Origin of the sequence: Paraburkholderia sp. RAU2J (assembly GCF_003634845.1) — a bacterium.
GTDB classification, from domain to species: Bacteria; Pseudomonadota; Gammaproteobacteria; order Burkholderiales; family Burkholderiaceae; genus Paraburkholderia; species Paraburkholderia fynbosensis.
This window is the reverse complement of record NZ_RBXG01000001.1, coordinates 503,462-529,815: the sequence shown is the minus strand read 5'-3', so window position 1 is coordinate 529,815 and position 26,354 is coordinate 503,462. Positions and strand designations below refer to the sequence as shown.

At 64.8% G+C, this 26,354-nt stretch carries 24 protein-coding genes and 2 tRNA genes; 16 read left to right on the top strand and 10 right to left on the bottom strand.

The genetic code is table 11. From position 1 onward, the window contains the following. Nucleotides 1-7 precede the first annotated feature (7 nt). The 9 genes from B0G69_RS02435 (at nucleotide 8) to poxB (ending at nucleotide 11,458) form a co-directional block, all read left to right on the top strand. On the top strand, nucleotides 8-1,000 hold the full coding sequence (locus tag B0G69_RS02435) for a MurR/RpiR family transcriptional regulator (RefSeq protein WP_121315495.1): 993 nt from the start codon (nucleotides 8-10) through the stop codon (nucleotides 998-1,000). Continuing rightward, on the top strand, nucleotides 997-1,995 hold the full coding sequence (locus B0G69_RS02430) for an isoaspartyl peptidase/L-asparaginase (protein WP_121315494.1): 999 nt from the start codon (nucleotides 997-999) through the stop codon (nucleotides 1,993-1,995). Before B0G69_RS02435 ends, B0G69_RS02430 begins: the two co-directional genes overlap by 4 nt. Nucleotides 1,996-2,063: 68 nt before the next feature. After that, a complete protein-coding gene (locus B0G69_RS02425) occupies nucleotides 2,064-3,986 on the top strand; it encodes a dipeptide ABC transporter ATP-binding protein (RefSeq protein ID WP_121315493.1) in 1,923 nt (640 codons plus the stop codon). A 147-nt stretch (nucleotides 3,987-4,133) separates the two neighbouring features. Then, on the top strand, nucleotides 4,134-5,696 hold the full coding sequence (gene gsiB, locus B0G69_RS02420; RefSeq protein WP_121315492.1) for a glutathione ABC transporter substrate-binding protein GsiB: 1,563 nt from the start codon (nucleotides 4,134-4,136) through the stop codon (nucleotides 5,694-5,696). Between the two features lie 108 nt (nucleotides 5,697-5,804). Then, a complete protein-coding gene (gsiC, locus tag B0G69_RS02415) occupies nucleotides 5,805-6,725 on the top strand; it encodes a glutathione ABC transporter permease GsiC (protein ID WP_121315491.1) in 921 nt (306 codons plus the stop codon). A 7-nt stretch (nucleotides 6,726-6,732) separates the two neighbouring features. Continuing rightward, nucleotides 6,733-7,638 carry a glutathione ABC transporter permease GsiD gene (gene gsiD, locus B0G69_RS02410; RefSeq protein WP_121315490.1) on the top strand — a complete coding sequence of 302 codons (906 nt, stop codon included), beginning with the start codon at nucleotides 6,733-6,735 and terminating at the stop codon, nucleotides 7,636-7,638. Then, entirely contained in the window at nucleotides 7,635-8,738 is a 1,104-nt protein-coding gene (locus B0G69_RS02405) for a P1 family peptidase (RefSeq protein ID WP_121315489.1), read from the top strand. The genes gsiD and B0G69_RS02405 overlap by 4 nt, the downstream gene beginning before the upstream one ends. Continuing rightward, nucleotides 8,738-9,571 (top strand): M55 family metallopeptidase, encoded by an 834-nt coding sequence (locus tag B0G69_RS02400; RefSeq protein ID WP_121315488.1) that lies wholly within the window; start codon nucleotides 8,738-8,740, stop codon nucleotides 9,569-9,571. The genes B0G69_RS02405 and B0G69_RS02400 overlap by 1 nt, the downstream gene beginning before the upstream one ends. Nucleotides 9,572-9,733: 162 nt before the next feature. Continuing rightward, nucleotides 9,734-11,458 carry a ubiquinone-dependent pyruvate dehydrogenase gene (gene poxB, locus B0G69_RS02395; RefSeq protein WP_121315487.1) on the top strand — a complete coding sequence of 575 codons (1,725 nt, stop codon included), beginning with the start codon at nucleotides 9,734-9,736 and terminating at the stop codon, nucleotides 11,456-11,458. Nucleotides 11,459-11,591: 133 nt separating this feature from the next. On the opposite strand, the gene B0G69_RS02390 is transcribed toward poxB, so the two are convergent. Beyond that, nucleotides 11,592-12,512, bottom strand: coding sequence for an alpha/beta hydrolase (locus B0G69_RS02390; protein ID WP_121315486.1), 921 nt, complete (start codon nucleotides 12,510-12,512; stop codon nucleotides 11,592-11,594). 213 nt (nucleotides 12,513-12,725) lie between these two features. Here B0G69_RS02390 and B0G69_RS02385 point away from each other — a divergent pair, with 213 nt between their 5' ends. Beyond that, on the top strand, nucleotides 12,726-14,105 hold the full coding sequence (locus tag B0G69_RS02385) for an amino acid permease (RefSeq protein ID WP_121319036.1): 1,380 nt from the start codon (nucleotides 12,726-12,728) through the stop codon (nucleotides 14,103-14,105). Nucleotides 14,106-14,301: 196 nt separating this feature from the next. Here B0G69_RS02385 and B0G69_RS02380 read toward each other — a convergent pair. Together B0G69_RS02380 and hemN are read right to left on the bottom strand one after the other, a co-directional pair. Then, a tRNA-Leu gene (locus tag B0G69_RS02380) sits at nucleotides 14,302-14,386 on the bottom strand. A 107-nt stretch (nucleotides 14,387-14,493) separates the two neighbouring features. Then, complete coding sequence (gene hemN / locus B0G69_RS02375; protein ID WP_121315485.1) at nucleotides 14,494-15,879, bottom strand: oxygen-independent coproporphyrinogen III oxidase; 1,386 nt, start codon at nucleotides 15,877-15,879, stop codon at nucleotides 14,494-14,496. A 293-nt stretch (nucleotides 15,880-16,172) separates the two neighbouring features. On the opposite strand from hemN, the gene B0G69_RS02370 reads away from it, so the two are divergent. The 3 genes from B0G69_RS02370 to B0G69_RS02360 all read left to right on the top strand — a co-directional run bounded on the left by B0G69_RS02370 (nucleotide 16,173) and on the right by B0G69_RS02360 (nucleotide 18,100). After that, on the top strand, nucleotides 16,173-16,475 hold the full coding sequence (locus B0G69_RS02370; RefSeq protein ID WP_121319035.1) for a YkgJ family cysteine cluster protein: 303 nt from the start codon (nucleotides 16,173-16,175) through the stop codon (nucleotides 16,473-16,475). 103 nt (nucleotides 16,476-16,578) lie between these two features. Continuing rightward, nucleotides 16,579-17,172 carry a DUF1439 domain-containing protein gene (locus tag B0G69_RS02365; RefSeq protein ID WP_121315484.1) on the top strand — a complete coding sequence of 198 codons (594 nt, stop codon included), beginning with the start codon at nucleotides 16,579-16,581 and terminating at the stop codon, nucleotides 17,170-17,172. A gap of 91 nt (nucleotides 17,173-17,263) precedes the next feature. Beyond that, a complete protein-coding gene (locus tag B0G69_RS02360; protein WP_121315483.1) occupies nucleotides 17,264-18,100 on the top strand; it encodes an undecaprenyl-diphosphate phosphatase in 837 nt (278 codons plus the stop codon). A 104-nt stretch (nucleotides 18,101-18,204) separates the two neighbouring features. On the opposite strand, the gene trmB is transcribed toward B0G69_RS02360, so the two are convergent. The 5 genes from trmB to B0G69_RS02335 all read right to left on the bottom strand — a co-directional run bounded on the left by trmB (nucleotide 18,205) and on the right by B0G69_RS02335 (nucleotide 21,422). Next, nucleotides 18,205-18,987, bottom strand: a complete 783-nt coding sequence (gene trmB / locus B0G69_RS02355) for a tRNA (guanosine(46)-N7)-methyltransferase TrmB (RefSeq protein ID WP_121315482.1) — start codon at nucleotides 18,985-18,987, stop codon at nucleotides 18,205-18,207. A gap of 197 nt (nucleotides 18,988-19,184) precedes the next feature. Beyond that, nucleotides 19,185-19,258 (bottom strand) — tRNA-Gly (locus tag B0G69_RS02350). A gap of 75 nt (nucleotides 19,259-19,333) precedes the next feature. After that, nucleotides 19,334-19,897, bottom strand: coding sequence for a YggT family protein (locus B0G69_RS02345; RefSeq protein ID WP_121315481.1), 564 nt, complete (start codon nucleotides 19,895-19,897; stop codon nucleotides 19,334-19,336). A 194-nt stretch (nucleotides 19,898-20,091) separates the two neighbouring features. Beyond that, complete coding sequence (locus B0G69_RS02340) at nucleotides 20,092-20,412, bottom strand: EthD family reductase (RefSeq protein WP_121315480.1); 321 nt, start codon at nucleotides 20,410-20,412, stop codon at nucleotides 20,092-20,094. A 77-nt stretch (nucleotides 20,413-20,489) separates the two neighbouring features. Further along, entirely contained in the window at nucleotides 20,490-21,422 is a 933-nt protein-coding gene (locus B0G69_RS02335) for a DUF2520 domain-containing protein (protein ID WP_121315479.1), read from the bottom strand. Between the two features lie 248 nt (nucleotides 21,423-21,670). Between B0G69_RS02335 and B0G69_RS41320 the strand changes: the two genes are divergently transcribed. The 3 genes from B0G69_RS41320 (at nucleotide 21,671) to B0G69_RS02325 (ending at nucleotide 23,640) form a co-directional block, all read left to right on the top strand. Continuing rightward, nucleotides 21,671-21,832, top strand: a complete 162-nt coding sequence (locus tag B0G69_RS41320; protein ID WP_199731134.1) for a hypothetical protein — start codon at nucleotides 21,671-21,673, stop codon at nucleotides 21,830-21,832. 367 nt (nucleotides 21,833-22,199) lie between these two features. Continuing rightward, nucleotides 22,200-22,511 carry a hypothetical protein gene (locus B0G69_RS02330; protein ID WP_121315478.1) on the top strand — a complete coding sequence of 104 codons (312 nt, stop codon included), beginning with the start codon at nucleotides 22,200-22,202 and terminating at the stop codon, nucleotides 22,509-22,511. 163 nt (nucleotides 22,512-22,674) lie between these two features. Continuing rightward, nucleotides 22,675-23,640 carry a threo-3-hydroxy-L-aspartate ammonia-lyase gene (locus B0G69_RS02325; protein WP_121315477.1) on the top strand — a complete coding sequence of 322 codons (966 nt, stop codon included), beginning with the start codon at nucleotides 22,675-22,677 and terminating at the stop codon, nucleotides 23,638-23,640. Between the two features lie 57 nt (nucleotides 23,641-23,697). On the opposite strand, the gene B0G69_RS02320 is transcribed toward B0G69_RS02325, so the two are convergent. After that, entirely contained in the window at nucleotides 23,698-24,375 is a 678-nt protein-coding gene (locus tag B0G69_RS02320; protein WP_121315476.1) for a LysE family transporter, read from the bottom strand. A 51-nt stretch (nucleotides 24,376-24,426) separates the two neighbouring features. After that, nucleotides 24,427-25,995 carry a UbiD family decarboxylase gene (locus B0G69_RS02315; protein ID WP_121315475.1) on the bottom strand — a complete coding sequence of 523 codons (1,569 nt, stop codon included), beginning with the start codon at nucleotides 25,993-25,995 and terminating at the stop codon, nucleotides 24,427-24,429. Between the last annotated feature and the right edge of the window lie 359 nt (nucleotides 25,996-26,354).

Here is a 26,354-nt window from a genome sequence, read left to right as displayed (position 1 = left end):
CACTCGCATGATCGACCATCCCGCCGCCGCATCCCGTCACGCCGAGCAGGCCATTGCCGCGCGCATCGCCGCGGCCATGCCGACGCTGACGCCGATTCACCGGCGCATGGGCGACTACGTGCTGGCCAATCTGTTTCGCGCGGCGACCATGCGGATCGACGAGCTGGCGAGCGTGGTCGGCGCGTCAGTGGCGACCGCGAACCGCTTTGCCCGTGCGCTCGGCTTCGACGGCTATCCGCAGTTCCGCGAGGCACTGGTACGCGGCTTCGAAGCGACGCTCGCACCGGTCGAGCGCCTGCGCAACGCGCAGGAGTCGCTCGCGGCCGGCGACGATCTGGTCGACGCATCGCTGGAGCAGGCCGCCAACAACCTGCACGCGACGCGCACCGCGATCGACCGCGCCGCCGCTGACGCCGCCGTCGAAGCGATCATCGCCGCGCGCCGCGTGTTCGTGCTCGGCTACGGCGCCAGCGCGTTTCTCGCCGGTCTGATGGAACACGGCCTGATGCCGTATCACGACAACGTGCAGTCGCTCGCGCTCATCGGCGGGCCGTCGCATGCGGCGCGGCGTCTGTTCGCGTCGAACGAAAACGATCTCGTGATCGGCATTGCGTTTCCGCGTTATGTCGAAGACACGATCGAACTCGCGCGCCGTGCCGCCAGCCGGGGCGCCCGCGTGCTGGCGCTGACCGACGGTCCGCATTCGCCGCTCGCGCAATTCGCGAGTCTCTCGCTTTATATCCGCACCGACCGGCGGCTCGCGGCGAACGCCGATTCCGCCGTGCTGGCGGTGATCGAAGCGCTCTGCGACGCGCTCGCGTATCGCGCCCAACGCTCGGTGAAGGCCGCCGCCGAGGTCAGCGAATTCGTGCTGCCCTGGCTCGTCGAGCCGCAGGCCGGTCCGAGCGACGCAGCGGGCGAACCCGCGCGCGTCACGAGCCGCGCGCCGCGCGCCACCCGCACCCCCCGTACCACCAGCACTCCCAAAACGAAACGATGAACTCCAACGCAGTCATTGCCATTCACGGCGGGGCAGGGACGATCCTGCGCGCGTCGATGTCGGCCGGTGCCGAAACCGAATACCACGCGGCGCTGCATGCAGTGCTGAGCGCGGGCCAGCGCGTGCTCGCCGACGGCGGCAGCGCGCTCGACGCGGTCAGCGAAGCCGTGCGGCTGCTCGAAGATTGCCCGCTCTTCAACGCGGGACATGGCGCGGTCTACACGGCCGCCGGCACCCACGAACTCGACGCCGCCATCATGGACGGCAGCACGCTCGAAGCCGGCGCGATCTGTTGTGTGAAGCGCGTGCGCAATCCGGTTCTGGCCGCGCGTCGCGTGCTCGAAGGCAGCGAGCACGTGCTATTCACCGGCGAAGGCGCGGAGGCGTTCGCCGCCGCGCAAGGGCTCGAATTCGTCGAGCCCGCGTACTTCGATACCGAAGCGCGTCATCGTCAGTGGCTGCTCGCGCGTGATCAGCAGCGCGCGGTGCTCGATCACGACGGCGCGACGCTCGCCGCGGCATCGTCGGCGAATCAAGGCGATGGCGAACCGACACCGCATGAGCCGATCGATCCGAACCGCAAGTTCGGCACCGTCGGCGCGGTCGCGCTCGACCGGCACGGCCACGTGGCGGCGGCCACTTCGACGGGTGGCGTCACCAACAAGCAGGTTGGCCGGGTCGGCGATACGCCGCTGATCGGCGCGGGCTGCTATGCGGACGACGCGACCTGTGCGGTCTCGACCACCGGCTCCGGCGAAATGTTCATGCGTATGGTCGCCGCTTACGACGTCGCCGCGCAGATGGCCTATCGCAATGTCTCGCTGCAGGAAGCGGCCCACGACGTCGTGATGAACCGTCTGCCGAAGATCGACGGCCGCGGCGGTCTGATCGCCGTCGACGCGCGCGGTAACGTCACGCTGCCGTTCAACACCGAAGGCATGTACCGCGGTTTCGCGCGGCTCGGCGAAACGCCGGTGACGGCGATCTACCGCTAGCGCGCGACATTCCGCTCGAAGTTTTGCCAGAACCTACGTTAGCCGCGTTCGAAATCAAAGGAACCACCGTGCCGACTCCCTCGCACACTGCCCGTCCGCTTATCGAAACCTTGCCGCCGCAACGCGTGCTCGCGGTCGACGATCTGTCGGTCGCGTTTCGCCGCGGCAACTCGACCTTCAACGCGGTGCGCAATCTGTCGCTGACTGTCGAGCGCGGCGAGACGCTGGCGATCGTCGGCGAATCGGGCTCGGGCAAATCGGTGACTTCGCTCGCGTTGATGCGGCTGATCGAGCATGGCGGCGGGCGCGTTGCCGGCGGCAGCATCGCATTCCGGCGCCGCGACGGCAGCGTGCTCGACCTCGCGCAAGCGTCGTCCGGCACGATGCGCTCGATTCGCGGCGCTGACATCGCGATGATCTTCCAGGAGCCGATGACGTCGCTCAATCCGGTCTTCACCGTCGGCGACCAGATCAGCGAAGCGATCGCGTTGCATCAAGGCAAGAGCCGTCAGGCCGCCCATGCCGAAACGCTGCGGCTGCTCGAACTGGTTCGGATTCCTGAGGCACGGCGGGTGGCGGCGCGCTTTCCGCATCAACTGTCGGGCGGCATGCGTCAGCGCGTGATGATCGCAATGGCGTTGTCGTGCAAGCCCGCGCTGCTGATTGCCGACGAGCCGACTACCGCGCTCGACGTGACGATTCAGGCGCAGATCCTGCAGCTGATCCGCGGCTTGCAGGACGAGATGAACATGGGCGTGATCTTCATCACGCACGACATGGGCGTAGTGGCCGAGGTGGCCGATCGCGTGCTGGTGATGTACCGCGGCGAAAAGGTCGAAGAGGGCGCGTCGGATGCGCTGTTCGCCGCGCCCTCGCATCCTTATACCAAGGCGCTGCTGGCGGCCGTGCCGCGCCTGGGCGCGATGCAGGGCACCGATCAACCCGCGCGCTTTCCGATTCTCACCGTCGAACAGGCGAGCCTGAGCGGCGCCGCGCAGGCCGTGCAGTCCGCCGCAGCGATCGCCGACGCGGCGCAGCCGCTGGTGCGGCAAGACATGCCGCCGATTCTGCGCGTGCGCGATCTCGTCACGCGCTTTCCGGTACGCAGCGGTATGTTCGGCCGCATGACGGGACGTGTGCATGCGGTCGAAAAAGTCAGCTTCGATTTGCGGCCGGGCGAAACGCTCGCGCTGGTCGGCGAATCGGGTTGCGGCAAGTCGACGACGGGCCGCTCGCTGCTGCGCCTCGTCGAAAGTCAGAGCGGCTCGATCGAATTCGACGGCAAGGAAATCAGTTCGCTGACCGGCCCCGCGTTGCAGGCGCTGCGGCGCGATATCCAGTTCATTTTCCAGGACCCGTTCGCGTCGCTGAATCCGCGGTTGACGGTCGGCTTTTCGATCATGGAGCCCCTGCTCGTGCACGGCGTCGCGCAGGGCGCACAAGCGCAGGCGCGGGTCGCCTGGCTGCTCGAAAAAGTCGGCCTGCCGGCCGAAGCCGCGCGCCGCTATCCGCACGAATTCTCCGGCGGGCAGCGCCAACGCATCGCGATTGCACGCGCGCTCGCGTTGAATCCGAAAGTCGTGATCGCCGATGAATCCGTGTCCGCGCTCGACGTGTCGGTGCAGGCGCAGATCGTCAATCTGATGCTCGATCTGCAGCGCGAACTCGGCGTCGCGTATCTGTTCATTTCGCACGACATGGCGGTGGTCGAGCGCGTCAGTCATCGCGTCGCGGTGATGTATCTCGGCCAGATCGTCGAGATCGGGCCGCGCCGCGCGGTGTTCGAAGCACCGCAGCATCCGTACACGAGAAAGCTGATGGGCGCGGTGCCGGTCGCCGATCCGGCGCGCCGGCACGCCAAACGCATGCTCGCCGCCGACGACATTCCGAGCCCGATCCGCGCGCTCGGCGACGAGCCGGTCGTCGCGCCGCTGGTGGCGGTGGGACCGGATCACTACGTGGCGCAGCATCGCGTCGGCGGGGCCTACTGAGGCGCGAGACCTGCAGAAGACCCGACGCGCAAACGAAGCCAAAGAATCGCAGCAACACGTCAAGCAGAACGCAACGCAAAACCCGAAGCAAAAACGAGCCTCTCGCAACCCCAACTCTGTTTCATCTTGCCGCCTGGAGCCAACCTCATGAACCTGCTGGTCCCGTCTTCTCCGTTTCGTTTGCGCGCGCTGGTCAGCGGCGGCGCGGTGGTGTTCGCGATGCTCGCGGGCAATGCGGCGCACGCCGACACCACGGCCGTGATGGCCGTCGCCTCGACCTTCACGACGCTCGATCCGTACGATGCCAACGACACGCTGTCGCAAGCGGTCGCGAAGTCGTTCTATCAAGGGCTGTTCGGCTTCGACAAAGACATGAAGCTGGTCAACGTGCTGGCCGAGAGCTACGAGGCGAGTCCGGATGCGAAGGTCTACACGTTCAAGCTGCGCCATGGCGTGAAGTTCCAGGACGGCACCGACTTCAACGCGGCGGCCGTGAAAGCGAACTTCGACCGCGTCACCGATCCGGCGAACAAGCTCAAGCGCTACAACATGTTCAGCCGCATCGAGAAGACCGAAGTGGTCGATCCGTACACGGTGAAGGTCACGCTGAAGACGCCGTTCTCCGCGTTCGTCAACGTGCTCGCGCATCCGTCGGCGGTGATGATCTCGCCGGACGCGCTGAAGAAATACGGCAAGGACATCGCGTTCCATCCGGTCGGCACGGGTCCGTTCGAACTCGTGAAGTGGGACCCGGCGGGCGATCTGACGGTGAAGAAGTTCTCCGGCTACTGGAAGAAGGGCTATCCGAAGATCGACGCGATCGACTGGAAGCCGGTGGTCGACAACAACACACGCGCCGCGCTGATGCGTACCGGCGAAGCGGATTTCGCGTTCCAGGTGCCGTTCGAACAGGCCGCGCAATTGCAGTCGAGCCCGAAGGTCGACCTGATCGCATCGCCGTCGATCATTCAGCGCTATATCAGCCTGAACGTGAACCAGAAGCCGTTCGACAACCCGAAGGTGCGCGAAGCGCTGAACTATGCGGTCAACAAGGAAGCGCTGAGCAAGGTCGTGTTCGCTGGCTACGCGACGCCGGCCGACGGCGTGGTGCCGCAAGGCGTCGACTACGCGACCAGGCTCGGGCCGTGGCCGTACGACCCGGCCAAGGCGCGTGCGTTGCTGAAGGAAGCGGGCTATCCGAACGGTTTCGAAACCACGCTGTGGTCGGCGTATAACTACTCGACCGCGCAGAAGGTGATCCAGTTCGTGCAGCAGCAGCTCGCGCAAGTCGGCATCAAGGCGCAGGTCGAAGCGCTCGAAGCGGGGCAGCGTGTCGCCAAGGTGGAGAGCGCTCAAGACCCCGCTACCGCCCCGGTGCGGATGTATTACGCGGGCTGGTCATCGTCGACTGGTGAGGCCGACTGGGCGGTCACACCGCTCCTCGCGTCCGTCTCGTTTCCGCCGAAGATGGTCAATACCGCGTACTACAAGAACGACACCGTCGACCGCGATCTGAAGCAGGCGCTCGAAACCACCGACCGCACGCAGAAGGCCGCGCTTTACACCGATGCGCAAAAGCGCATCTGGGCCGACGCGCCGTGGATCTTCCTCGTCAAGGAGAAGGTGGTGTACGCGCGCAGCAAGCGTCTGTCGGGCGCGTACGTCGCGCCGGACGGCTCGTTCAATTTCGACGAAATCGCGATCAGATAATGCGCTGAGCGCTCGTCCCGGCGTATTCGATGAAATACGCCGGGACGATAGCCGCGCTACCGCCGGTCTCGACTCTTCGTTGCCCGTATCACTGCCGGATTGGGTTCCATGCTGAACTTCCTCGTCAAACGTTTCTGTGGCCTGCTGCCGACGCTCTTCATCGTCGCCGTGCTGGTGTTTCTGTTCGTGCATCTGCTGCCGGGCGACCCGGCGCGGCTTGCCGCCGGTCCCGAAGCGGACGAGGCGACGGTTGCGCTGGTGCGCGCCGATCTCGGTCTCGACCGGCCGATGCCGCAGCAGTTCGCCCACTTCTTCTGGCGCATCGCGCACGGCGATTTCGGTATCTCGACGCGCAGCAAGCGGCCCGTCAGCCAGGAAATCGCCGAGCGCTTCATGCCGACGCTGCTGCTCACGCTCGCCAGCATGGCATGGGCGGTCGTGATCGGGATGACGCTCGGCATCGTTTCGGCGGTGTGGCGCAACCGCTGGCCCGACCGGCTCGGCATGACGCTCGCGGTGTCGGGTATTTCGTTTCCGGCGTTCGCGCTCGGCATGCTGCTCATGGAGATTTTCTCGGTGAAGCTCGGCTGGCTGCCGATCGTCGCCGACGGCTCCTGGCAGAGCTACGTGCTGCCGTCGCTCACGCTCGGCGCGGCGGTGGCCGCAGTGATGGCGCGCTTCACGCGGGCGTCGTTCGTCGAAGTGATGCACGAGGACTTCGTGCGCACCGCGCGTGCCAAGGGTGTGCCCGAGCGGCTCGTGATCGTCAAACACTGCCTGCGCAATGCGCTGATTCCCGTCATCACGATGATGGGTCTGCAGTTCGGTTTTCTGCTGGGCGGCTCGATCGTGGTCGAAGTGGTGTTCAACTGGCCAGGGCTCGGGCGCCTGCTGGTGGATGCCGTATCGATGCGCGACTATCCGGTGATTCAGGCCGAAGTGCTGTTGTTCTCGCTCGAATTCATCATCATCAATCTGGTCGTGGACGTGCTGTACGCCGTGATCAATCCGACCATCCGTTTCAAGTGAGGCCTGCATGAGCACGACCGTGACCGAGTCGAATGTGGCCGACGCCGCGTCCGCCGAACGCGTGATCCGCACACCGTGGAGCGAGTTCTGGCGCAAGTTCCGCAAGCAGCGCGTGGCGCTCGCCGCCGGCATTTTCGTGCTGCTGCTGATCGCAGTCGCGATTGCCGCGCCGCATATCGTGCCGTACGACCCGGAGAATTTCTTCGACTACGACGCGTTGAACGCGGGGCCGTCCGCCGCGCACTGGTTCGGCGTCGACTCGCTGGGCCGCGATATTTTCAGCCGCATTCTCGCAGGCTCGCGCATCTCGCTCGAAGCGGGCTTTCTGTCGGTGGCGATCGGCGCGGTGATCGGCACGTTCTTCGGGCTGCTGGCCGGTTACTACGAGGGCTGGTGGGATCGCATCACGATGCGCGTCGCCGATGTGCTGTTCGCGTTCCCCGGCATTCTGCTGGCGATCGGCGTGGTGGCGATTCTCGGCAACGGCATGATCAACGTGATCTGCGCGGTGGCGATCTTCAGCATTCCCGCATTCGCGCGGCTCGTGCGCGGCAACACGCTGATGCTCAAGCAGCTCACATATATCGAAGCGGCGCGCAGCATCGGCGCCTCGGACTGGACCATCATCGTGCGGCACATTCTGCCGGGTACGATCTCGTCGATAGTGGTGTACTTCACGATGCGCATCGGCACGTCGATCATCACTGCGGCCAGCCTGTCGTTTCTCGGCTTGGGCGCGCAACCGCCGACCCCCGAGTGGGGCGCGATGCTCAACGAAGCGCGCGCCGATATGGTGACCGCGCCGCATATCGCGCTGTTCCCGAGTCTCGCGATTTTCCTCACCGTGCTCGCGTTCAACCTGCTCGGCGACGGCTTGCGCGATGCGCTCGATCCGAAGCTCGACCGGCCATGAGCGCAGCCATCGACTCAGGGCTGGGCGCGCCGCATATCGGCACGTTGCCCGGCGGTCCGCTCGGCACGATTGCGGACGTGCCAGGCGTCACGGTCGGCCATTGCACGCTCGATCAAGGCGCGTTGCAAACGGGCGTGACCGTGGTCCGTCCGCATCGGGGCAATCCGTTTGTCGACAAGGTGCCGGCTGCGGCGTCGGTGATCAACGGGTTCGGCAAAAGCATCGGGCTCGTGCAGGTCGAGGAACTCGGCACGCTCGAAACGCCGATCGCGTTGACCAATACGTTCGGCGTCGCATCGGCCGCGCAGGCGCAGATTCGCGCCGCGATACGCGCGAATCCGCAGATCGGGCGCGAATGGTCGACGGTCAATCCGCTGGTGTTCGAGTGCAATGACGGCTACCTGAACGACATCCAGGCGCTGGCCGTTACCGAACAGCATTTCAATGACGCTTTCGACAGCGCGAGCACGCAGGTCGCAAGCGGCTCGGTCGGCGCGGGGCGCGGCATGTCGTGCTTCGATCTGAAGGGCGGCATCGGCAACGCGTCGCGCGTGGTCGAGGTGGCGGGGCGTGGCTATACGGTCGGCGCGCTGGTGCTGGCGAACTTCGGCCGCCTGCCGATGCTGACGATCGACGGCACGCCGCTTGGGCGCTTGCTGGCCGAACGCGCACGCGCGGCACAGGCCGCCTGCGAAACAGCCGCTGCGAACGCGACGACGAAGCCCGAGCAGGGCTCGATCATCATGATCGTCGCCACCGATGCGCCGCTCGACGCGCGCCAACTCAAGCGCCTCTCGCTGCGGGCGGCGGCGGGCCTCGCGCGAACCGGCTCGGTATACGGCCACGGCAGCGGCGATATCGCGCTCGCGTTTTCGACTGCTTATACGGTGCCGCACGCCGCCGACTTCGTCACGCTGCCGCCGCTCGTCGCCGACGCGCGTCTGGACCCGCTGTTTCGCGCGTGCGCGGACAGCGTCGAGCAGGCGATCGTCGATGCGTTGTGGAGCGCGGTCTCCGTGACGGGCCGCGACGGTCATCGACGCTTGTCGCTGCACGACGGCGTGCCCGACCTCGCTCAACTACTGACACCTGCTCGTTAATGAAAGTCCTGATTTCCGCCGACATCGAAGGCGTGGCCGGCGTATTCCACCCCGAGCAGACGCGCGCGGGCAACGGCGAGTACGAAGCCGCGCGCCGCTGGATGACGCTCGAAGCCAACGCCGCGATCGAAGGCGCATTCGACGCTGGCGCGACCGAGGTATGGGTTAACGATTCGCACGGCGGCTTTCGCAACCTGCTGCCCGATCTGCTTGATGCGCGCGCCCAGGTCATGCTCGGCAAACCGCGCACGCTCGGCATGATGGCCGGGCTCGAATACGGCGCGTCGCTGGTGTTCATGATCGGCTATCACGCGATGTCGCAAACGCGCGGGGTTCTCGCGCACACGATCAACAGCTTTGCGTTCGCGCGGGTGTCGTTCAACGGCGTCGAGCTCGGCGAGGCGGGTGTGTATGGCGCGCTGGCCGAAGAATATGGTGCACGTGTCGCGCTTTTGTCCGGCGACGATGTCTTCGCCGAAGAAACCGCGCCGCGCTTTCCGCATGCGCGCTTCGTCGTCACGAAACGCGCGAGCGGGCAGACGAGCGGCGCGACGCAATCGCCGGCCAGCGCGCGCGAGGCGATCAGGAGCGCTGCGCGCGAAGTGGTCCGGCAACACATCGCCGATGGTCATGCGCCGCACGCGACGCGCGCCGAAGCGAAGCCGGTCGAATGCGAGTTGCGCGTGCAGACAAGCGCGCTGGCCGACCTGTTCTGCCAATGGCCGACGCTTACGCGCGTGGACGCGGTGACGTTGCGCTTTGGCGCGGCGTCGGCGGAACATGCGGTGCGGATGCTGAACTGTCTGTCGGCGATGTCGTTCATGCTGCGATAGTCGCGAAGTAAGCGCATTGAAATGGCCGCGAGCGGGTCTACGCGCCCATTTCACGGCGCTTACGTCTCGCTCAAGAACCCCCCTTGATGACACGTTTCGCGAGGAAGCGGTACTCTCTGGCATTCCGGAGGTACCGACTTTCTCACTGAACGGGGGTACAGCATGGCTAAGCAGACTATCGCGGACTATCTGGCCAGAACACTGGCCGCAGCGGACGTCGAACGGATTTGGGGCGTGACGGGCGACAGCCTGAACGGCTTGTCGGATAGCTTGCAACGGCTCGGCTCGATTCGCTGGATGCATACGCGTCACGAAGAAGTCGCGGCCTTCGCCGCCGGCGCCGATGCCGCCGCGACCGGCAAGCTCGCCGTCTGCGCGGGCAGTTGCGGACCGGGCAATCTGCATCTGATCAACGGGCTGTACGACTGTCATCGCAATCATCAGCCCGTGCTCGCGATTGCCGCACATATTCCGTCCTCGGAAATCGGCCTCGGCTACTTTCAGGAAACCCATCCGCAAGAGTTGTTCAAGGAGTGCAGTCACTTCGTCGAACTGGTGACGAATCCGTCGCAGTTTCCGCGCGTGCTGGCGCGCGCGATGCGCACCGCGATCGAAGAGCGCGGCGTCGCGGTAATCGTGCTGCCGGGCGACGTCGCGCTCGGCGAGGCGCCCGACGAAACGCCGGCATGGGCCGGCACGCTGGAGCGCTCGACCGTGGTGCCGTCCGCCGCCGATATCGACCGGCTCGCCGATCTGCTGAATCAGGCTGGCGGCGTGACCCTGCTATGCGGCAGCGGCTGCGCGGACGCGCACGACGAAGTGGTCGAGTTCGCCGACCAGCTCGGCGCGCCGACCGTGCATGCGCTGCGCGGCAAGCAATACGTCGAGTGGGACAATCCGTTCGACGTCGGCATGACCGGGCTGATCGGCTTCAGCTCCGGCTATCACGCGATGATGTCGTGCGACACCCTCGTGATGCTCGGCACCGACTTCCCGTATCGCAACTTCTATCCGTCGCATGGCAACGTGGTGCAGATCGACCGGCGCGGCTGCGCGCTCGGCAAGCGCGCACCGCTGAAGCTCGGGCTCGTCGGCGACGTCAAGGCGACCTTGCAGGCGCTGTTGCCGAAACTGAAGCGCAAGACCGACCGGCGTTTCCTCGAGAACGCGCGCAAGCATTACGCGGATACACGCAAGGGTCTCGACGATCTCGCGCGGCCCTCCGATCCGGGGCGCGCGATTCATCCGCAATATCTCACCAGCATCGTCGACCAGGTCGCGAACGAAGACGCGGTTTTCTGCGCCGACGTCGGCACACCGACGCTATGGGCCGCGCGCTATCTGACGATGAATGGCAAGCGCACTCTGCATGGTTCGTTCAATCACGGCTCGATGGCCAATGCGATGCCGCAGGCGCTGGGCGCGCAAGCGGCGCAGCCGGGACGCCAGGTGATCGCGCTGTCGGGCGACGGCGGTTTGTCGATGCTGCTCGGCGATCTGCTCAGCGCGCGCCAGCTCGACCTGCCGATCAAGGTCGTGGTGTTCAACAACAGCACGCTCGGCTTCGTCGCGATGGAGATGAAGGCGGGCGGCTATCTTGAAGCCGGCACCGATCTCGCCGCGACCGACTTCGCGGCGATCGCGCGCGGCGCGGGAATCTACGGAGTCCGGATCGAACATTCGGAGAACATCGAAGCGGCGTTGCGCGAGGCGTTCGCGCATCCGGGGCCGGCGGTGATCGACGTGGTGACCGCGAAGCACGAACTCGCGCTGCCGCCGAAGATTCAGTGGGCGCAGGCGAAGGGCTTCAGTCTGTATATGCTGAAGGCGGTGCTCAATGGGCGAGGGGACGAGGTCGTCGAACTGGCGGCGACGAATTTGCGGTGAGGTTTGAGGCACATGTGGTGCGTTGAGCAAGGCGGGCGGCTGCGGCGATGAGACTCGCGCAGCCGTAGCGGTGTCCTCGATCGCATGCGAGACGCACGCCGCAGCCTCACGCGCAGCCGCAGCGCACGGCCGACTACTGCTGCCGGCTCAGCTCACGCGCCGCGCGATCGATCACATCGGCAACCGCGCCCGCATGCGACACCGGCGCAAGATGGCTCGACGCCATCGGCACGACCTTCGCGCCCATCCGGTCCGCCATGAATCGCTGGACTTCGGGCGACAGCGCGCGGTCTTTGGTCGTCAGCACGTACCACGACGGCTTGTCCTTCCAGCCGACCTGGCTGACCGTTTCGCCGAACGCCTTCTGCGCAATCGGCACCTGGGCGGTGGAAAGCACGCGCGTCACATTCTCGGGCACGTCCGCGGCGAAGTCAGCGTGATAGCGGGCGCGGTCGAGCCACAGGAAGCCGCTCGGGTCCGCGCTGATGGCCTGGCCCGCGGGCACCGGCGCGGCGCGCTTCATCAGGTCCATCGTCGACTCGTGCAACTGCGGCGCGATCGCGGCGATATACACGAGGCCCGCGACGTTGGGGGCATTAGCGGTTTCGGTGATCACGACGCCGCCCCACGAGTGCCCCACGAGAATCGTCGGACCCTGCTGGCGCGCGAGTACGCGGCGCGTGGCGGCGACATCGTCGGCGAGCGAGGTGAGCGGGTTCTGCACCGAACTCACGTGATAGCCCTTCTGCTGCAATTTCGCGACGACGCCGTTCCAGCTGGACCCGTCGACGAACGCGCCGTGGACCAGCACGACGTTGCGCACGGGGCCGGTCAGCGGCGCGACAGGAGCTTGGGCAGCCGTGGCTACTGGCGGCGCGGAACTGGCGGGCGCGGCCGTCGGCGCAGCGGGGGCGGGAGCGGGTGCGCCGGTTTCCATGCCCGGCTGGTCGGCTGGGGCCGGTTGCGCCGTAGGGGTCGCCGTTTGCGCGAAGGCGGCCGGCCCCGCGAAGCAGAGAGACAAAGCAGCGGCGCAAAGCAGGCGTTTGGGCGACATGTTGAATCTCCGCAGGCGGAAAACTTCGACTAGGGCAACATACCGAAGCACCACGCCAGTGACAATCACAAACATCGCGCTTAAGTGCGGCGCAGAACCAACGCGGGTTGCTCCCAGTATTTAGGTCATATCCGCCAAGGTAAAATTACCGGTTTTGCCGGGCCGAACCGTCAGTTCGACTGGGTGACCGATATCCATACACTGGGGCGCAATTTGAATAGTGCACAGCAACAAGACGGCCTGAAGCGCGGGCTGAAGAATCGCCACATCCAGTTGATCGCGCTGGGCGGGGCAATCGGCACGGGCCTCTTTCTCGGCTCCGCCAGCGTGTTGCAGGCAGCCGGCCCGTCGATGATTCTCGGCTACGCGATCGGCGGCATCATCGCTTTCATGATCATGCGGCAGCTGGGCGAAATGGTCGCGCAGGAGCCGGTCGCCGGCTCGTTCAGTCATTTCGCGTACAAGTATTGGGGTGACTTTCCGGGCTTCCTGTCCGGCTGGAACTACTGGGTGCTGTACGTGCTCGTCAGCATGGCCGAACTGACCGCGGTCGGCACCTACGTGCATTACTGGTGGCCGGGCGTCCCCACGTGGGTGTCGGCGCTGGTGTGCTTCGCCGCCATCAACGCGATCAATCTCGCCAACGTCAAGGCCTACGGCGAAACCGAGTTCTGGTTCGCGATCATCAAGGTCGTGGCGGTGATCGGCATGATCGTGTTCGGCGGCTTTCTGCTGATCAGCGGCCATGGCGGCCCGCAAGCGTCGGTCACCAATCTGTGGAGCCATGGCGGCTTTTTCCCGCATGGTTTTCATGGCCTCTTCACGATGCTCGCGGTGATCATGTTCTCGTTCGGCGGGCTGGAACTGATCGGCATCACGGCAGCCGAGGCTGCCGATCCGCAGAAGAGCATTCCGAAGGCCGTGAATCAGGTGATCTACCGGATTCTGATTTTCTACATCTGCTCGCTGGCGGTGTTGCTGTCGCTGTATCCGTGGAACGAAGTGGCGGCGGGCGGCAGTCCCTTCGTGATGATCTTCTCGCAGATCGGCTCGACGCTGACCGCGAACGTCCTCAACGTGGTGGTGCTGACGGCGGCGCTGTCGGTGTACAACAGCGGCGTGTATGCGAATAGCCGCATGCTCTACGGTCTCGCGGAGCAGGGCAACGCGCCGCGCGCGCTGATGAAGGTCGACCGGCGCGGCGTGCCGTACATGGCGATCGGTTTGTCCGCGCTCGCTACGTTCACCGGCGTGATCATCAACTATCTGATTCCGGCCGAAGCGCTTGGCCTGCTGATGTCGCTGGTAGTCGCGGCACTGGTGCTGAACTGGGCGCTGATCAGCCTGACGCATCTGAAGTCGCGCAAGGCGATGATGGCTGCGGGCGAGACGCTCGTGTTCAAGTCGTTCTGGTTTCCGGTCAGCAACTGGATCTGCCTTGCGTTCATGGCGCTGGTCCTCGTGATTCTGGCGATGACGCCGGGCCTGTCGGTGTCGGTGTGGCTCGTACCGTTGTGGCTGCTGGTGATGTGGGGCGGCTACGTGTTCAAGCGTCGGCGCGCGGAGCTGCATCGCATCGTGGCGCGCGGGTAGCGGGGCGGTAAGTTTTTGTGAGCGGGCGTGGGCGGCGGGAATGCGCTCACGCTGTTGATCGAGGCTGAGAGCGCATCTCTAATTGCATGTGCTCTCCTCAGGCCCGCTCAGCCCGCCGGAAAACGAAAAACCCCGCAGGCAGCAAACGCTGGCGGGGTTCGTGGCACTACGCAAACAAACGGTCAATCGAATTCTTTGGTGCCCAGGGCCGGAATCGAACCGGCACGCCTTGCGGCGGGGGATTTTGAGTCCCCTGCGTCTACCAATTTCACCACCTGGGCAGATCTTGCAGCGTACGCGTCAGACTCTGGCGCGCCGCGAAGACGGAGATTATGGCCGAAAATTCGACGACGGGCAAGCCACTTGCTTTCAGCGCGTCATGCGGCGCTCACACCGTGCGGGAAAACCGTTCGAGCGTCTGCTGGCCGAGATAGCGGTCGAACACCATTGCGATGTTGCGCACGAGCATGCGGCCGGCCATCTGCACGTCGAGCCGCCCGGCACTGATCGACACCAGTCCGTCCTCCTCGAAACCACGCAAGCGCTCCAGCTCCGGCGCGAACGTTTCGCCGAAGTGGATGCCGTAAGCGGCTTCGAATTCATCGAAGCGCAGTTCCAGGTTGCACATGATTTGCGTGATCACGTCGCGACGCAAACGGTCGTCGGCGGTGAGGCGCACGCCGCGCGCGATCGCGAGCCGGCCCGCGTCGAGCGCCGCCGCATAACCGGGCAAGTCCTTCGCGTTCTGCGCGTACACGTCGCCGACCTTGCCGATCGACGACGCGCCGAAGCCGATCAGATCGCATTCCGCCCGCGTGCTATAGCCCTGGAAATTGCGCTGCAAGGTGCGCTGCGCTTGTGCGCGGGCGAGTTCATCGGTGGGCAGCGCGAAGTGATCCATGCCGATGTAGACGTAGCCCGCGTCCGTCAACCGTTCGACCACCCGCTGCAGCAGCGCGAGCCGCTGCGCGGGCGAGGGCAGCGTCGCGGGGTCCATCCGGCGCTGCATCTTGAAGAGCTGCGGCATGTGCGCGTACGCGAACACCGACAGACGATCGGGCGCAAGGTCGATCATCGTATCGAGCGTGCGGCTGAAGCTGTCGACCGTTTGATGCGGCAGTCCGTAAATCAGATCGACGCCGATCGAATGAAAGTGCGTGTCGCGCGCGGCCTGCATGACGGATGCGGTCATCTCGAGCGGCTGAATGCGGTTGATCGCCTGCTGCACGAGCGGATCGAAGTCCTGCACGCCGAGGCTCAGGCGGTTGAAGCCCAGTTTGCGCAGATGCGCGATGGTGTCCGGCGACGCCTCGCGCGGATCGACTTCGATCGAATATTCGGCCTCGGCATCGGGCTGCAACGCGAAGTGCTCACGCGTGGCGGCCATCAGTTCCGCCGTTTCGTCGTGCGACAGAAAGGTGGGCGTGCCGCCGCCCCAATGCAGTTGCGATACCGGACGTTGCGTGTCGAAACAGGCGGCCTGCAACGCGATCTCCCGCTTCAACCGATCGAGGTAGGGACGCGCGTGCGCGCGGTTTTTCGTCGCGACCTTGTTGCAGCCGCAGTAGAAGCACACGGTGTCGCAAAACGGAATGTGGAAATACAGCGAGAGCTCGGTCGAGGATGCGCCAGGGTCGGCGGCAGCGCGCAGATAATCGCCGGGGTCGAACTGCTCGTGGAACTGCAGCGCAGTCGGATAGGACGTATACCGTGGGCCGTTCGCCATGTATCTGGCGAGCAGGTCAGGGCGGAAAAGCGTATGGGCGAGGGTCATGAGGGGCTCGGGGCGGTTGGCCACGAGGAAGAGGCGGGAGCCGGCGGGTTTGCCAGACCGGATCGAACTGCGCGAACGCCTCTTGAGCATGGCCTTTTCGGAGTCGTCGAGTTTAAGTGAGGGGTCATCGGCCGGATTGTGTAAAAAGGTCGCACGGAACGCGGTGGCACAATGCGGGTCTGGCAATGCGGTTGCCTGCTTTCAAGATCAGGATGGATGCCGTGAGTGATGAGTTGAACAGCGTGTTGAACAGCGCGTTGACAAGCGTGTCGAAAAGCCCGTCGAACAGCGACGTGAAGCGCGAGTCGCCGATTCACGCGGCCGATCACGCGTGCCGTCCCGATTGCGGCGCGTGCTGTATCGCGCCGTCGATTTCGAGCCCGATCCCGGGCATGCCGGACGGCAAGCCGGCGGGCGTGCGCTGCGTGCAACTCGGCGACGATCTGCGTTGTGCAATCTTCGGTCAGCCGGAGCGGCCCGCGTGCTGTTCCGGTCTGCAACCGCAGACCGAGATGTGCGGCACCGACCGTGGCGAAGCGCTCGCCTGGTTGACGCAGCTCGAGGTGCAAACGCAACCGCACGCGGCGGCTCACTAGTCCGTCAGATTGGTCGCACCTGCCCCGCGCCATCCAACCCGCATCGGCCGGCCATCAGGCAACCCAACCGCATGCTTGAGAAGGCTTCCACTGGAGATTTCGCATGACTCGATCCGCAGCGCCGGCCCGGCGCCGCTTTCTGCGCGCCGCGCTGACCGGCTGTAGTGTGCTCGGCATCACCGTATCGCTCGCGGCCTGCGCGACGCCGATGTTTCCGTTCATCCCGTCGCACTACACGTTCTCGCAACAGCAGGTGCAGGACGCGGTGCAGCGCAAATTCCCGTACCAGCGCACGGTCTCACAGGTATTCGACGTCTCGCTGACTCATCCGGTAGTCGGTTTTCTGCCGGATGCGAACCGCGTCTCCGTGAAGCTCGACGCGCGCTTCGCGAGCCCGTTCATGCCGCAGCCGGTCGACGGCGTGTTCACGCTGTCGAGCGAGCTGGCCTATGACGCGGCCAGCAGATCGGTCGTGCTGAAGTCGCCGAATGTGGACAACGTCAGCGTGAACGGACAGGCGCAGGTCTACACCCAGCAGATCAATGCGGCGGCGGCGCTGCTCGCGACGCAGTTGCTGACCAACTATCCGATCTACACATTCAAGCCCGAACAACTGCAATTTGCCGGAGTGAATTACGAACCCGGTACAATCACCATCCTTACAAACGGCATACGCGTGCAAATCGTCGAAAAATGACGGAGCGCGCGGCCGGCGGGGCCGCGCAGACACGTGACTGTTCGCGCCGGTCCTGTTCGTTTCCGACAATCTACCGCGACAAGGGGCACGGATGGACTGGCTACTGGCTTGCAAGGCGTTGATTCTGGGCGTCGTCGAAGGTTTGACCGAGTTTTTGCCGGTGTCGAGCACCGGGCATCTGATCGTCGTCGGCAGTCTGCTGAATTTCACCGACGAACACGCGAAAACCTTCGATGTCGTGATCCAGCTCGGCGCGATTCTCGCCGTGTGCTGGGAGTTTCGCCGCCGCATCGGCACGGTGGTGGTCGGTTTGCCGACTCGGCCCGAAGCACGCCGCTTCACGCTGAACGTGATCATTGCGACGATTCCGGCGATCGTGCTCGGCCTGCTGTTCGAAAAAACGATCAAGGCGGCGCTGTTCTCGCCGGTGCCGGTCGCGTTTGCGCTGGTGGCGGGCGGTGTCGTGATCCTGTGGGCGGAGGCCCGTCAGCGGACGGGCGGCGCCGAGGTGGTGCGGGTGCGCAACGTGGACGACCTGAGCGCGCTCGATGCGCTCAAAGTCGGTCTCGCGCAGTGTTTCGCGCTGATTCCGGGCACCTCGCGTTCGGGCGCGACGATTATCGGCGGGATGCTGTTCGGGTTGGAGCGGCGAGTCGCCACGGAATTTTCGTTTTTCCTCGCGATTCCGATCATCTTCGGCGCAACTGCGTACGAGCTCTACAAGGACTGGCATCTGCTGTCCACTGACGCGCTTGGCAGCTTCGCGGTCGGCTTCGCGGCGGCCTTCGTCAGCGCGTTCATCTGCGTGCGCTGGCTGCTCCGATATATCGCCTCGCATGATTTCACCGCGTTCGCGTGGTATCGGATCGGCTTCGGCTTGCTGATCCTGCTGGTCGGCTATAGCGGTGTGTTGAGCTGGGCAGAATGAAGTCTTGCGCTTTGCTCGTGCCATGAAAAAAGGTCCGCTCGATTGAGTGGACCTTTTTGCTTTCGGGCAGTCACAACCTGCAGGCGGCTTGCCGGCGCGAGCCTTTACCCGGCGTTGCGTTTGCGGAACACCAGATCCCACACGCCATGACCGAGCCGCAGCCCGCGCCGCTCGAACTTCGTCACCGGACGATACGCCGGGCGCGGCGCATAGTCGTCAGCCGTGTTCTCCAGCGCCGGTTCGGCGCCGAGCACTTCGAGCATCTGTTCGGCATAGTTCTGCCAGTCGGTCGCGCAATGCAGATAGGCGCCCGGTTTCAGGCGCGACACGAGCAGTGCGACGAACTTCGGCTGGATCAGCCGGCGCTTGTGGTGGCGCGCCTTGTGCCAGGGGTCCGGGAAAAAGATGTGCACGCCGTCGAGGCTGTCCGGCGCGATCATCTGTTCGAGCACTTCGACCGCGTCGTGCTGAATGATGCGGATATTCGACAGCGACTGCTCGCCCATCAGCTTCAGCAGCGCGCCGACGCCCGGTTCGTGCACTTCGACGCCGAGGAAGTCGTCCTCGGGACGATGCAAGGCGATTTCCGCAGTAGTCGCGCCCATCCCGAAACCGATCTCCAGCACACGCGGCGCGGTGCGGCCGAACACGCTCGTCCAGTCGGGCTGGTGCGGCGTGAAGGGCAGCACGAAGCGCGGGCCGAGTTCGTCCATCGCGCGGCGCTGCCCGGTCGACACGCGGCCGGCGCGCGTGACAAAGCTGCGGATACGGCGCCGATGCAGCGCCTCGTCTTGCGGCGAGTCGTCGCTGGCGGATTGGCCTTCGACAGCGCTCGGGGGCGTCGGGAGTTCGTCCGGCAGGCCGGTGTCGTTTGGATCGTGGATCATCGTCGATGCTGCTACAAGGGTGAGGGCTTCGCGGCTCGCGCAGCGTGCCTGTCCGCGCGGGCGCAGGCCGCGAAACGTGTGCGCGGTTGGCGGAGCGCCGTGTTTTGCGACTCGCTATGCCGGGCCGCCGCCACTACAAAAAAGCCGCCTTCATGGAGGCGGCTCGTGCGGTATTTTGCTGAAGGCTCAGCGGAAGGTGGAGCGGGCGATGGGAATCGAACCCACGGCTCTAGCTTGGGAAGCTAGGGTATTACCATTATACGACGCCCGCAGAGCGCACAATTCTACTCGGGAAAGGGCGTTCAGCGCAAATCACGCCACGCTTTCCCGCCAACGCTGGGCGTCTTCAGATGACGAAGTAGGTGAGTTGAACGGCGGCGCGGGTGACCACCATCAACAACACCTGCACGATCACGAACAACAGGATTGGCGACAGATCGATTCCGCCCAGTTGCGGAATCACCCGGCGCAGCGGATTCAGGAACGGCGCGGTCAGCTGATACAGAATCGGCATGGCCGGCGAGCGCGGGTTGAGCCAGGACAGCAGTGCCATCAGGATCGTCATCCAGATGATCAGATTCAGCGCCCACTTGATGACGGTCAGCACGGCGACGATCAGCAGCGTCGGCACGAGCGTGAGTGGATCGGCGCCGGTGAGGACCACCATCAGCACGACGTACACGATCGCAGCGATCAGCGCCGCGACGAGGCTCGCCCAGTCGATGCTGCGCGTACTCGGCAAAATGCGCCGCAGCGGTAGCACGATCCAGTTGGTGGCCTGCAGCACGGCGTTCGTCACCGGGTTGTAGGGCGGCATGCGCACGACCTGCAGCCAGGCGCGCAGCAGCAGCGCCGCGCCGAACAGCGTGAAGACGGTATTGAGCAGAAAACGGGCGATATCGCCAAACATCTCGTGTCCTTATGCTTCGGATGGCGGCCGTCGAGCGGTCGCGGAGTGCCGGCGTCGACCGTTCAGTGCGCGCCGGCGGTTCATTGGGATTGCATGCGCGTTTCGCGCGTGGATTCGGTGACGCGGCTTCAGACCGGATGCCCCGGCAAGCATGATGACACGCCACCGTTTCACCGCTGTCTGTCTGCTCGACATCACACGGAAATCTTGATCTCGCTGATCAGGATCGTGCCGTTGCCGCCGTCGGTGTAATTGGGAATGTCGGCCGTCAGTTGCTCCGCGGCCGGCTTGAAGACTTTGTAGAAGTCGTCCGCGCTGTCGAACAGGAAGTGGCCCGCGGCCACATAAGGCGGCGGCGTTCCCGGCGGCCCGGCGTTGATGCCGACGTCGACCGACCAGCCCTTCAGCGACGGCCCGAACAGCTTCGCCGCGAGCGGCATATGCGTGACGCTGTAATAGTCCACATCGAAGTGGCCGTTTTCCCGATACGGATAGAGGATGCTGACCTTGATCATTGTGCGTTCTCGTCTGTTGGTCCCGAAGCGCGGCGCTGGCGGATTGCGTGCTGCGCCGGACGTCACATTATCACGCCTTACTTGACGCTTGCACCTGCTGCGGCCTGATTCAGCGACCGGTTCAGCGATTCTTCCACCGCCGCGGCGATTGCCTCGATCGCCGCGGGCGGGCTCGCGCGGCGCTTGGCGAGTCCGACCGCGCGCCGGGACAGCAAACCGTACAGCGCGGCGTGGTCGCCGCCGAGGTCTTCGAGCAGCGCCAACTGCTTCGCCACGACCCCGGTATCGCCGCGCGACACCGGGCCGGCGAGCGCGTTAGGCAACCCTTTGTCGCGGGCGGTTTCGATGGTCCCGGCGAGCATCGGCAGCAGCGCGCGCAGCGCGTCGTCTTCGGCGAAACCCAGTGTGCGCCACAGCGCGACGCATTCGGCGAGGCTGCACAGCGCGAAGCTGGCCGCGTAGTGCGCAGCGGCGTGATACAGCATGCGGCCGCCCGGCGGAATCGACAGCGGATGGCAGCGCAGCGCGATGGCCAGCGCTGTGAGCGTGTCCTTCAGCGCGCCGTTGGCCTCGATCGTCACCGAGCAGCCGGCGATCCGCTCGAGATCGGCGAGGTCCCCGCTAAAGAGGTACAGTGGATGAAATCCGCCGATCGCCGCGCCCTGGCCGCGCGCCGGTGCCAGCAGATCCACCGGCGTCGCGCCGCTGCAGTGCACCAACGCCTTGCCGGACTGGGCAGCGTCCGGGCCGAAACGCAGTGTGTGCGCTGACGTACCGATGCTGTCGTCGGGAACGGCTAAAAAGACGATATCGGCGGCGTCGACAACATGCTGTGGGTCGTCCGATGCCGTGCAATGCTCGATTTGACTGGCAAGCCTGGCGGCCGAGCTCGCCGAGCGGCTCGCCACCGCCGTGACCGGATAGCCGGCGCGTGAAAAGCTCAGCGCAAGACAACGCGCGAGCCGGCCCGCACCGATAAACCCGAGGCGCGGCAGAGGGAAGTGGGACATGGTTGCCTGCTCCAGACGGGACATTTGAACGGAAAGCAGAAGTATCGCGCATTCGGCTGCCAGCAGACTGATCTGGCACCGACTTTCCTCCGAGCGGCTTGCGCACGATCTGCCGCCTGCAGCCGGTCATCCGACCGCGCCACGGCGGGTTCGAAAACTGCTCGCCATTCGCGATTCGCGTGATACGTCAGTTTGGTAGTCGCTGTCTCTGGGTACTTCGTTTCGCAGTCAGATTCGGGAGGTCGACGATGAGCATTTTTTCTTACCGGAAGCACTTGCGGTTCCTGACACCTGCACAGCGCCGCCGCTGGTGGGACCAGAAAAAGCGCCTGACGCCGCGTGTGCGCATCAGCGGCGCATATGTCCCGCCCAGCGTGTCTCGTGAATTTGCCTATGTGAAAGTCGGCTAAACGGCGACGCTCACAGGCGAGAAATGCCCGGCGTATTCGCCGGGCATTTTTTATGGCGCAGCTCGATTGCGCCGTCAGGATTGAAGCTAATTTGTAATCAAACATTACTGAAACGCGAACTCGAAAAACGCCGGTGTCGTAAAATGACGATAGGCGTATCCCTGAAACTCCTCAAACCCTTGATTCTCGGCTCGCCACGATGCTGCGGCGAGGCTCGGCGCGCCCGCGCAAACCACAACCTATTGCGACGAATTGCAATTTGCAACAAATGCGAACAGAAGTACGCGGCCTTTTTCGATAAATTGTTCCAATAGCATGCAAGGCATGCCAAGTCGGCGACCTTATCAGGCCGCGCTAGGAGAACAAAGTGAAAAAGATCGTTCCGTTCGTTGTTGCCGCAGGGCTCGGCCTTGGACTCGCCGGTGCTGCTGAGGCGCACGTTTCCGTGGGTATCGGGATTGGGGTTCCGCTCGCGCCGGCTTATCCGGTGTATGCCGCGCCGCCGCCCGTTTACTACGCACCGCCGCCGCCCGTGTATGCACCGCCCGTCGTGTACGCGCCGGCGCCCGTCGTGGTAGGTGGCTACTACGGGGGCTATGGCCGCCCTTATTATCGCCACGGCTACTATCACGGTTATTACGGGCACGGTTATCACGGCCACGGCTATTATCGCCGCTAAACGCGGTATGCCTCCTTGAGGACTGACGACGGCGTAACGCCGGCTTGATCGCCGGGTTACGCCGTTTTTGTCTGATGCCCCCGCGCCAGCGGCATTGGCGTTCCAAAGCATTCGCGAAGCTGGGAGAATGGCTGTTTCGCCAACGCCCAGGAGAGTTTCGCCGATGCAAGCGCTTCCCGCTCCCACTTTCGACGACGTACTCGACGCCGCAGCGCGTCTTGAAGGCGTCGCCCACCGCACCCCGGTCCTGACATCGAGCACGTTCAACGAGCGCACGGGCGCGTCGGTGTTCTTCAAGTGTGAAAATTTTCAGCGCGCGGGGGCGTTCAAGTTTCGCGGCGCCTATAACGCGATTTCGCATTTCGACGCGGAACAGCGCAAGGCGGGGGTGCTGACATATTCGTCGGGCAATCACGCGCAGGCAATCTCGCTGTCGGCGCGCCTCGCCGGCATCCGCGCGACGATCATCATGCCGCACGACGCTCCCGCCGCCAAAGTAGCGGCGACCAGGGGCTACGGCGGTGAAGTGATCACCTACGACCGCTACAAGGAGAACCGCGAGGAGATCGGCCGGCGGCTTGCCGAGGAGCGCGGCATGACGCTGATTCCGCCGTACGACCACCCGCATGTGATTGCCGGGCAGGGCACCGCGGTGAAAGAGTTGCTCGACGAAACCGGCCCGCTCGACCTGCTCTTCGTATGCCTCGGCGGCGGCGGCTTGCTCGGCGGCAGCACTTTGTCGGCGGTTCAGCTGAGCCCGACGTGCACGATAATCGGCGTGGAACCGGAGGCGGGCAACGACGGCCAGCGGTCGCTCGCGCGCGGCGAAATCGTGCATATCGACACGCCGCGCACGATCGCCGACGGCGCCGCCTCCACGCATCTCGGCGACTACACGTTCGCGATCATCCGCAAGCACGTGGCGCGGATCGAAACCGTCAGCGACGCGCAGTTGATCGAGACGATGCGCTTTTTCGCGCAGCGCATGAAGATGGTGGTCGAGCCGACGGGTTGCCTCGCCGCGGCGGCGGTGTACAACGGCATCGTGCCGGTGAAGGGCAAGCGGGTCGGCGTGGTGGTGAGCGGCGGCAACGTCGATTTGCCGAAGCTCGCGGAGTATCTCGCCTGAACGATCGGTTCGAATCGGATTAACGACGACGGCTTGCCAGCGCAAGCCGTTTCTTCATCAGCTCGCGACGTGCGTGCTTTGCACGATCAGATCGTGATACCCGTTGACGATCACGCTGTACGAAAAATACGCGAACAGCAGCGCGGACAGCACATGGCAAGCGCGCAGCAGACCGGCGCCGGCGCGCTTGCGGCCATGACTACCGAGCCCGCAGATGAAGATCGTCCAGCACAGCCCGCCGAGGAAAAAGCCGCCAAGGAAGATCAGTGCGGTTGTGGGACTGGTGGCGCCCGCTTTTGCGATTAACGCCCCGCCGACCGCCGCGAACCATAGAATTGCCGACGGCGACGACACCGCCAGCAGCACGCCGCGCAAAAACCCGCGCCATGGCAACAGATGCGGCGCCGCGGCGCCGCCTTCGCCCGCTACCGCCGGCGCCGTTGCCGGGAACATTGCCTCGCGCGCCATTTTCCACGTGAGAAACAGCAGGACCGCCGCGCCGCCGATCCATACCACCCAGCGCACCGATTCGAACTGCAGCAGCGCGGCCATGCCCGCGAGCGCGAGCGCCGCGTAAATCAGATCGCCGACACATGAGCCGAGGCCGAGCCAGAACCCCGGCTTGAAACCGTGCGACAGCGTCAGCGAAATGATCGCGACATTCACGAGGCCGATATCCAGGCACAGCGACAACGACAGGAAAAACCCGTCCGACATCATAGAAAAGGCGTGCATCCGAGCAACTGCTCCATCTGCTTTGTTATTGGTCTTGTCGTACGGCTCGCCTTACAGGCCCAACTCGTTCCACAAGCTGTCCACGCGCTGTTTGACCGCGTCGTCCATGACGATCGGGCGGCCCCATTCGCGGTCGGTTTCGCCGGGCCATTTGTTGGTCGCGTCGAGTCCCATCTTCGAGCCGAGGCCCGCGACGGGCGACGCGAAATCCAGATAGTCGATCGGCGTGCGATCGACCAGCACCGTGTCGCGCGCCGGATCGATACGCGTGGTGATCGCCCAGATCACCTCTTTCCAGTCGCGGATATTGACGTCCTCGTCCACCACCACGATGAATTTCGTATACATGAACTGGCGCAGGAAGCTCCACACGCCGAACATCACGCGCTTCGCGTGGCCAGGGTAGCTCTTCTTCATCTGCACGATCGCCATGCGGTAGCTGCAGCCTTCGGGCGGCAGATAGAAGTCGGTGATTTCGGTGAACTGCTTCTGCAGCAGCGGCACGAACACTTCATTGAGCGCGACGCCGAGCACGGCCGGCTCGTCGGGCGGTTTGCCGGTGTAGGTGGAGTGATAGATGGCGTCGCGCCGCATCGTGATGCGCTCGACCATGAACACCGGGAACCACTCCTGTTCGTTGTAATAGCCGGTATGGTCGCCGTACGGGCCTTCGAGCGCGTGCTCGTACGCCGCCGACGCGCCCTTCGCCGGACGCGGCGGCGCGCCTGCGGGAGCGGGCGAGGGCGTGCCCTCTTGCGGATAGATGAAGCCTTCGAGCACGATCTCGGCGCGCGCGGGCACCTGCAGGCCGTCGACGCCCGGGGTGAGGCACTTAGCCAGTTCGGTACGCCCGCCGCGCAGCAGACCTGCGAACTGGTATTCGGACAGGGTGTCGGGCACCGGCGTGACCGCGCCGAGGATGGTCGCCGGGTCGGCGCCCAGCACCACGGCCACCGGATACGGCTTGCCGGGGTTCTGCAGCGCGAATTCGCGGAAATCGAGCGCGCCGCCGCGATGCGCGAGCCAGCGCATGATCAGCTTGTTACGGCCGATCAGTTGCTGGCGATAGATGCCTAAATTCTGCCGGCTCTTGTTGGGACCTTTCGTGACGGTCAGGCCCCACGTGATCAGCGGACCGGCGTCGCCTGGCCAGCACGTCTGGATCGGCAGTCTGGCGAGGTCCACGTCATTGCCCTCCCAGACGATTTCCTGGCAGGGCGGCGCGCTCACCGTCTTCGGCGCCATATCCCACACCGCCTTGGCGAGCGAGAGCAGCTTGCCCGCGTCCTTGAGGCCCTTCGGCGGCTCCGGCTCCTTCAGTGCCGAGAGCAGCCGGCCAACGTCGCGCAGCGACTCCAGCGCCGCGCCGTCGCCTTCGCCGGCTTGCGCGTCAATCCCCATGCCGAGCGCGACCCGGCGCGGCGTGCCAAACAGGTTGCCGAGCACCGGGAACGCATGCCGCTCCTTGCTCTCGAACAGCAACGCGGGGCCACCGGCGCGCAGCACGCGGTCGCATACCTCGGTCATTTCCAGGTTGGGCGAAACGTTTTGCGAGATGCGGCGCAGTTCGCCAATCGTTTCGAGACGGCCGACGAAGTCGCGCAGGTCTTTGTATTTCATCGGGTGCGGTCAGGGCCGCATCAGCGGCAAAAGAGAAGGGCGCGGCGGGCTGCAGGGTGCCGGAACGAATTGTCGATTTTACCTGCGTTGGCTAGCGCACGTAGATCGACCGAACGACGTAGTCCGAACAGATGAGTTCGGCGCGTCTAAAAGGCGCGTCCCGTGCGGCTCCTGGCGGACTGAACACTGTTCATTATTACAAATAGTTATACATTTGCTATTCTATAGTGTTGACGATCTATAAAACCCTGCATAGAATCCGTCCACATTGGTTGCAGGGCGTGAACCTTTTTACCACTGCCCCCGGTCCCACTGACGCAACGCGTCACCGCTTACCGATTCCCTGCACGGTTTTGCCG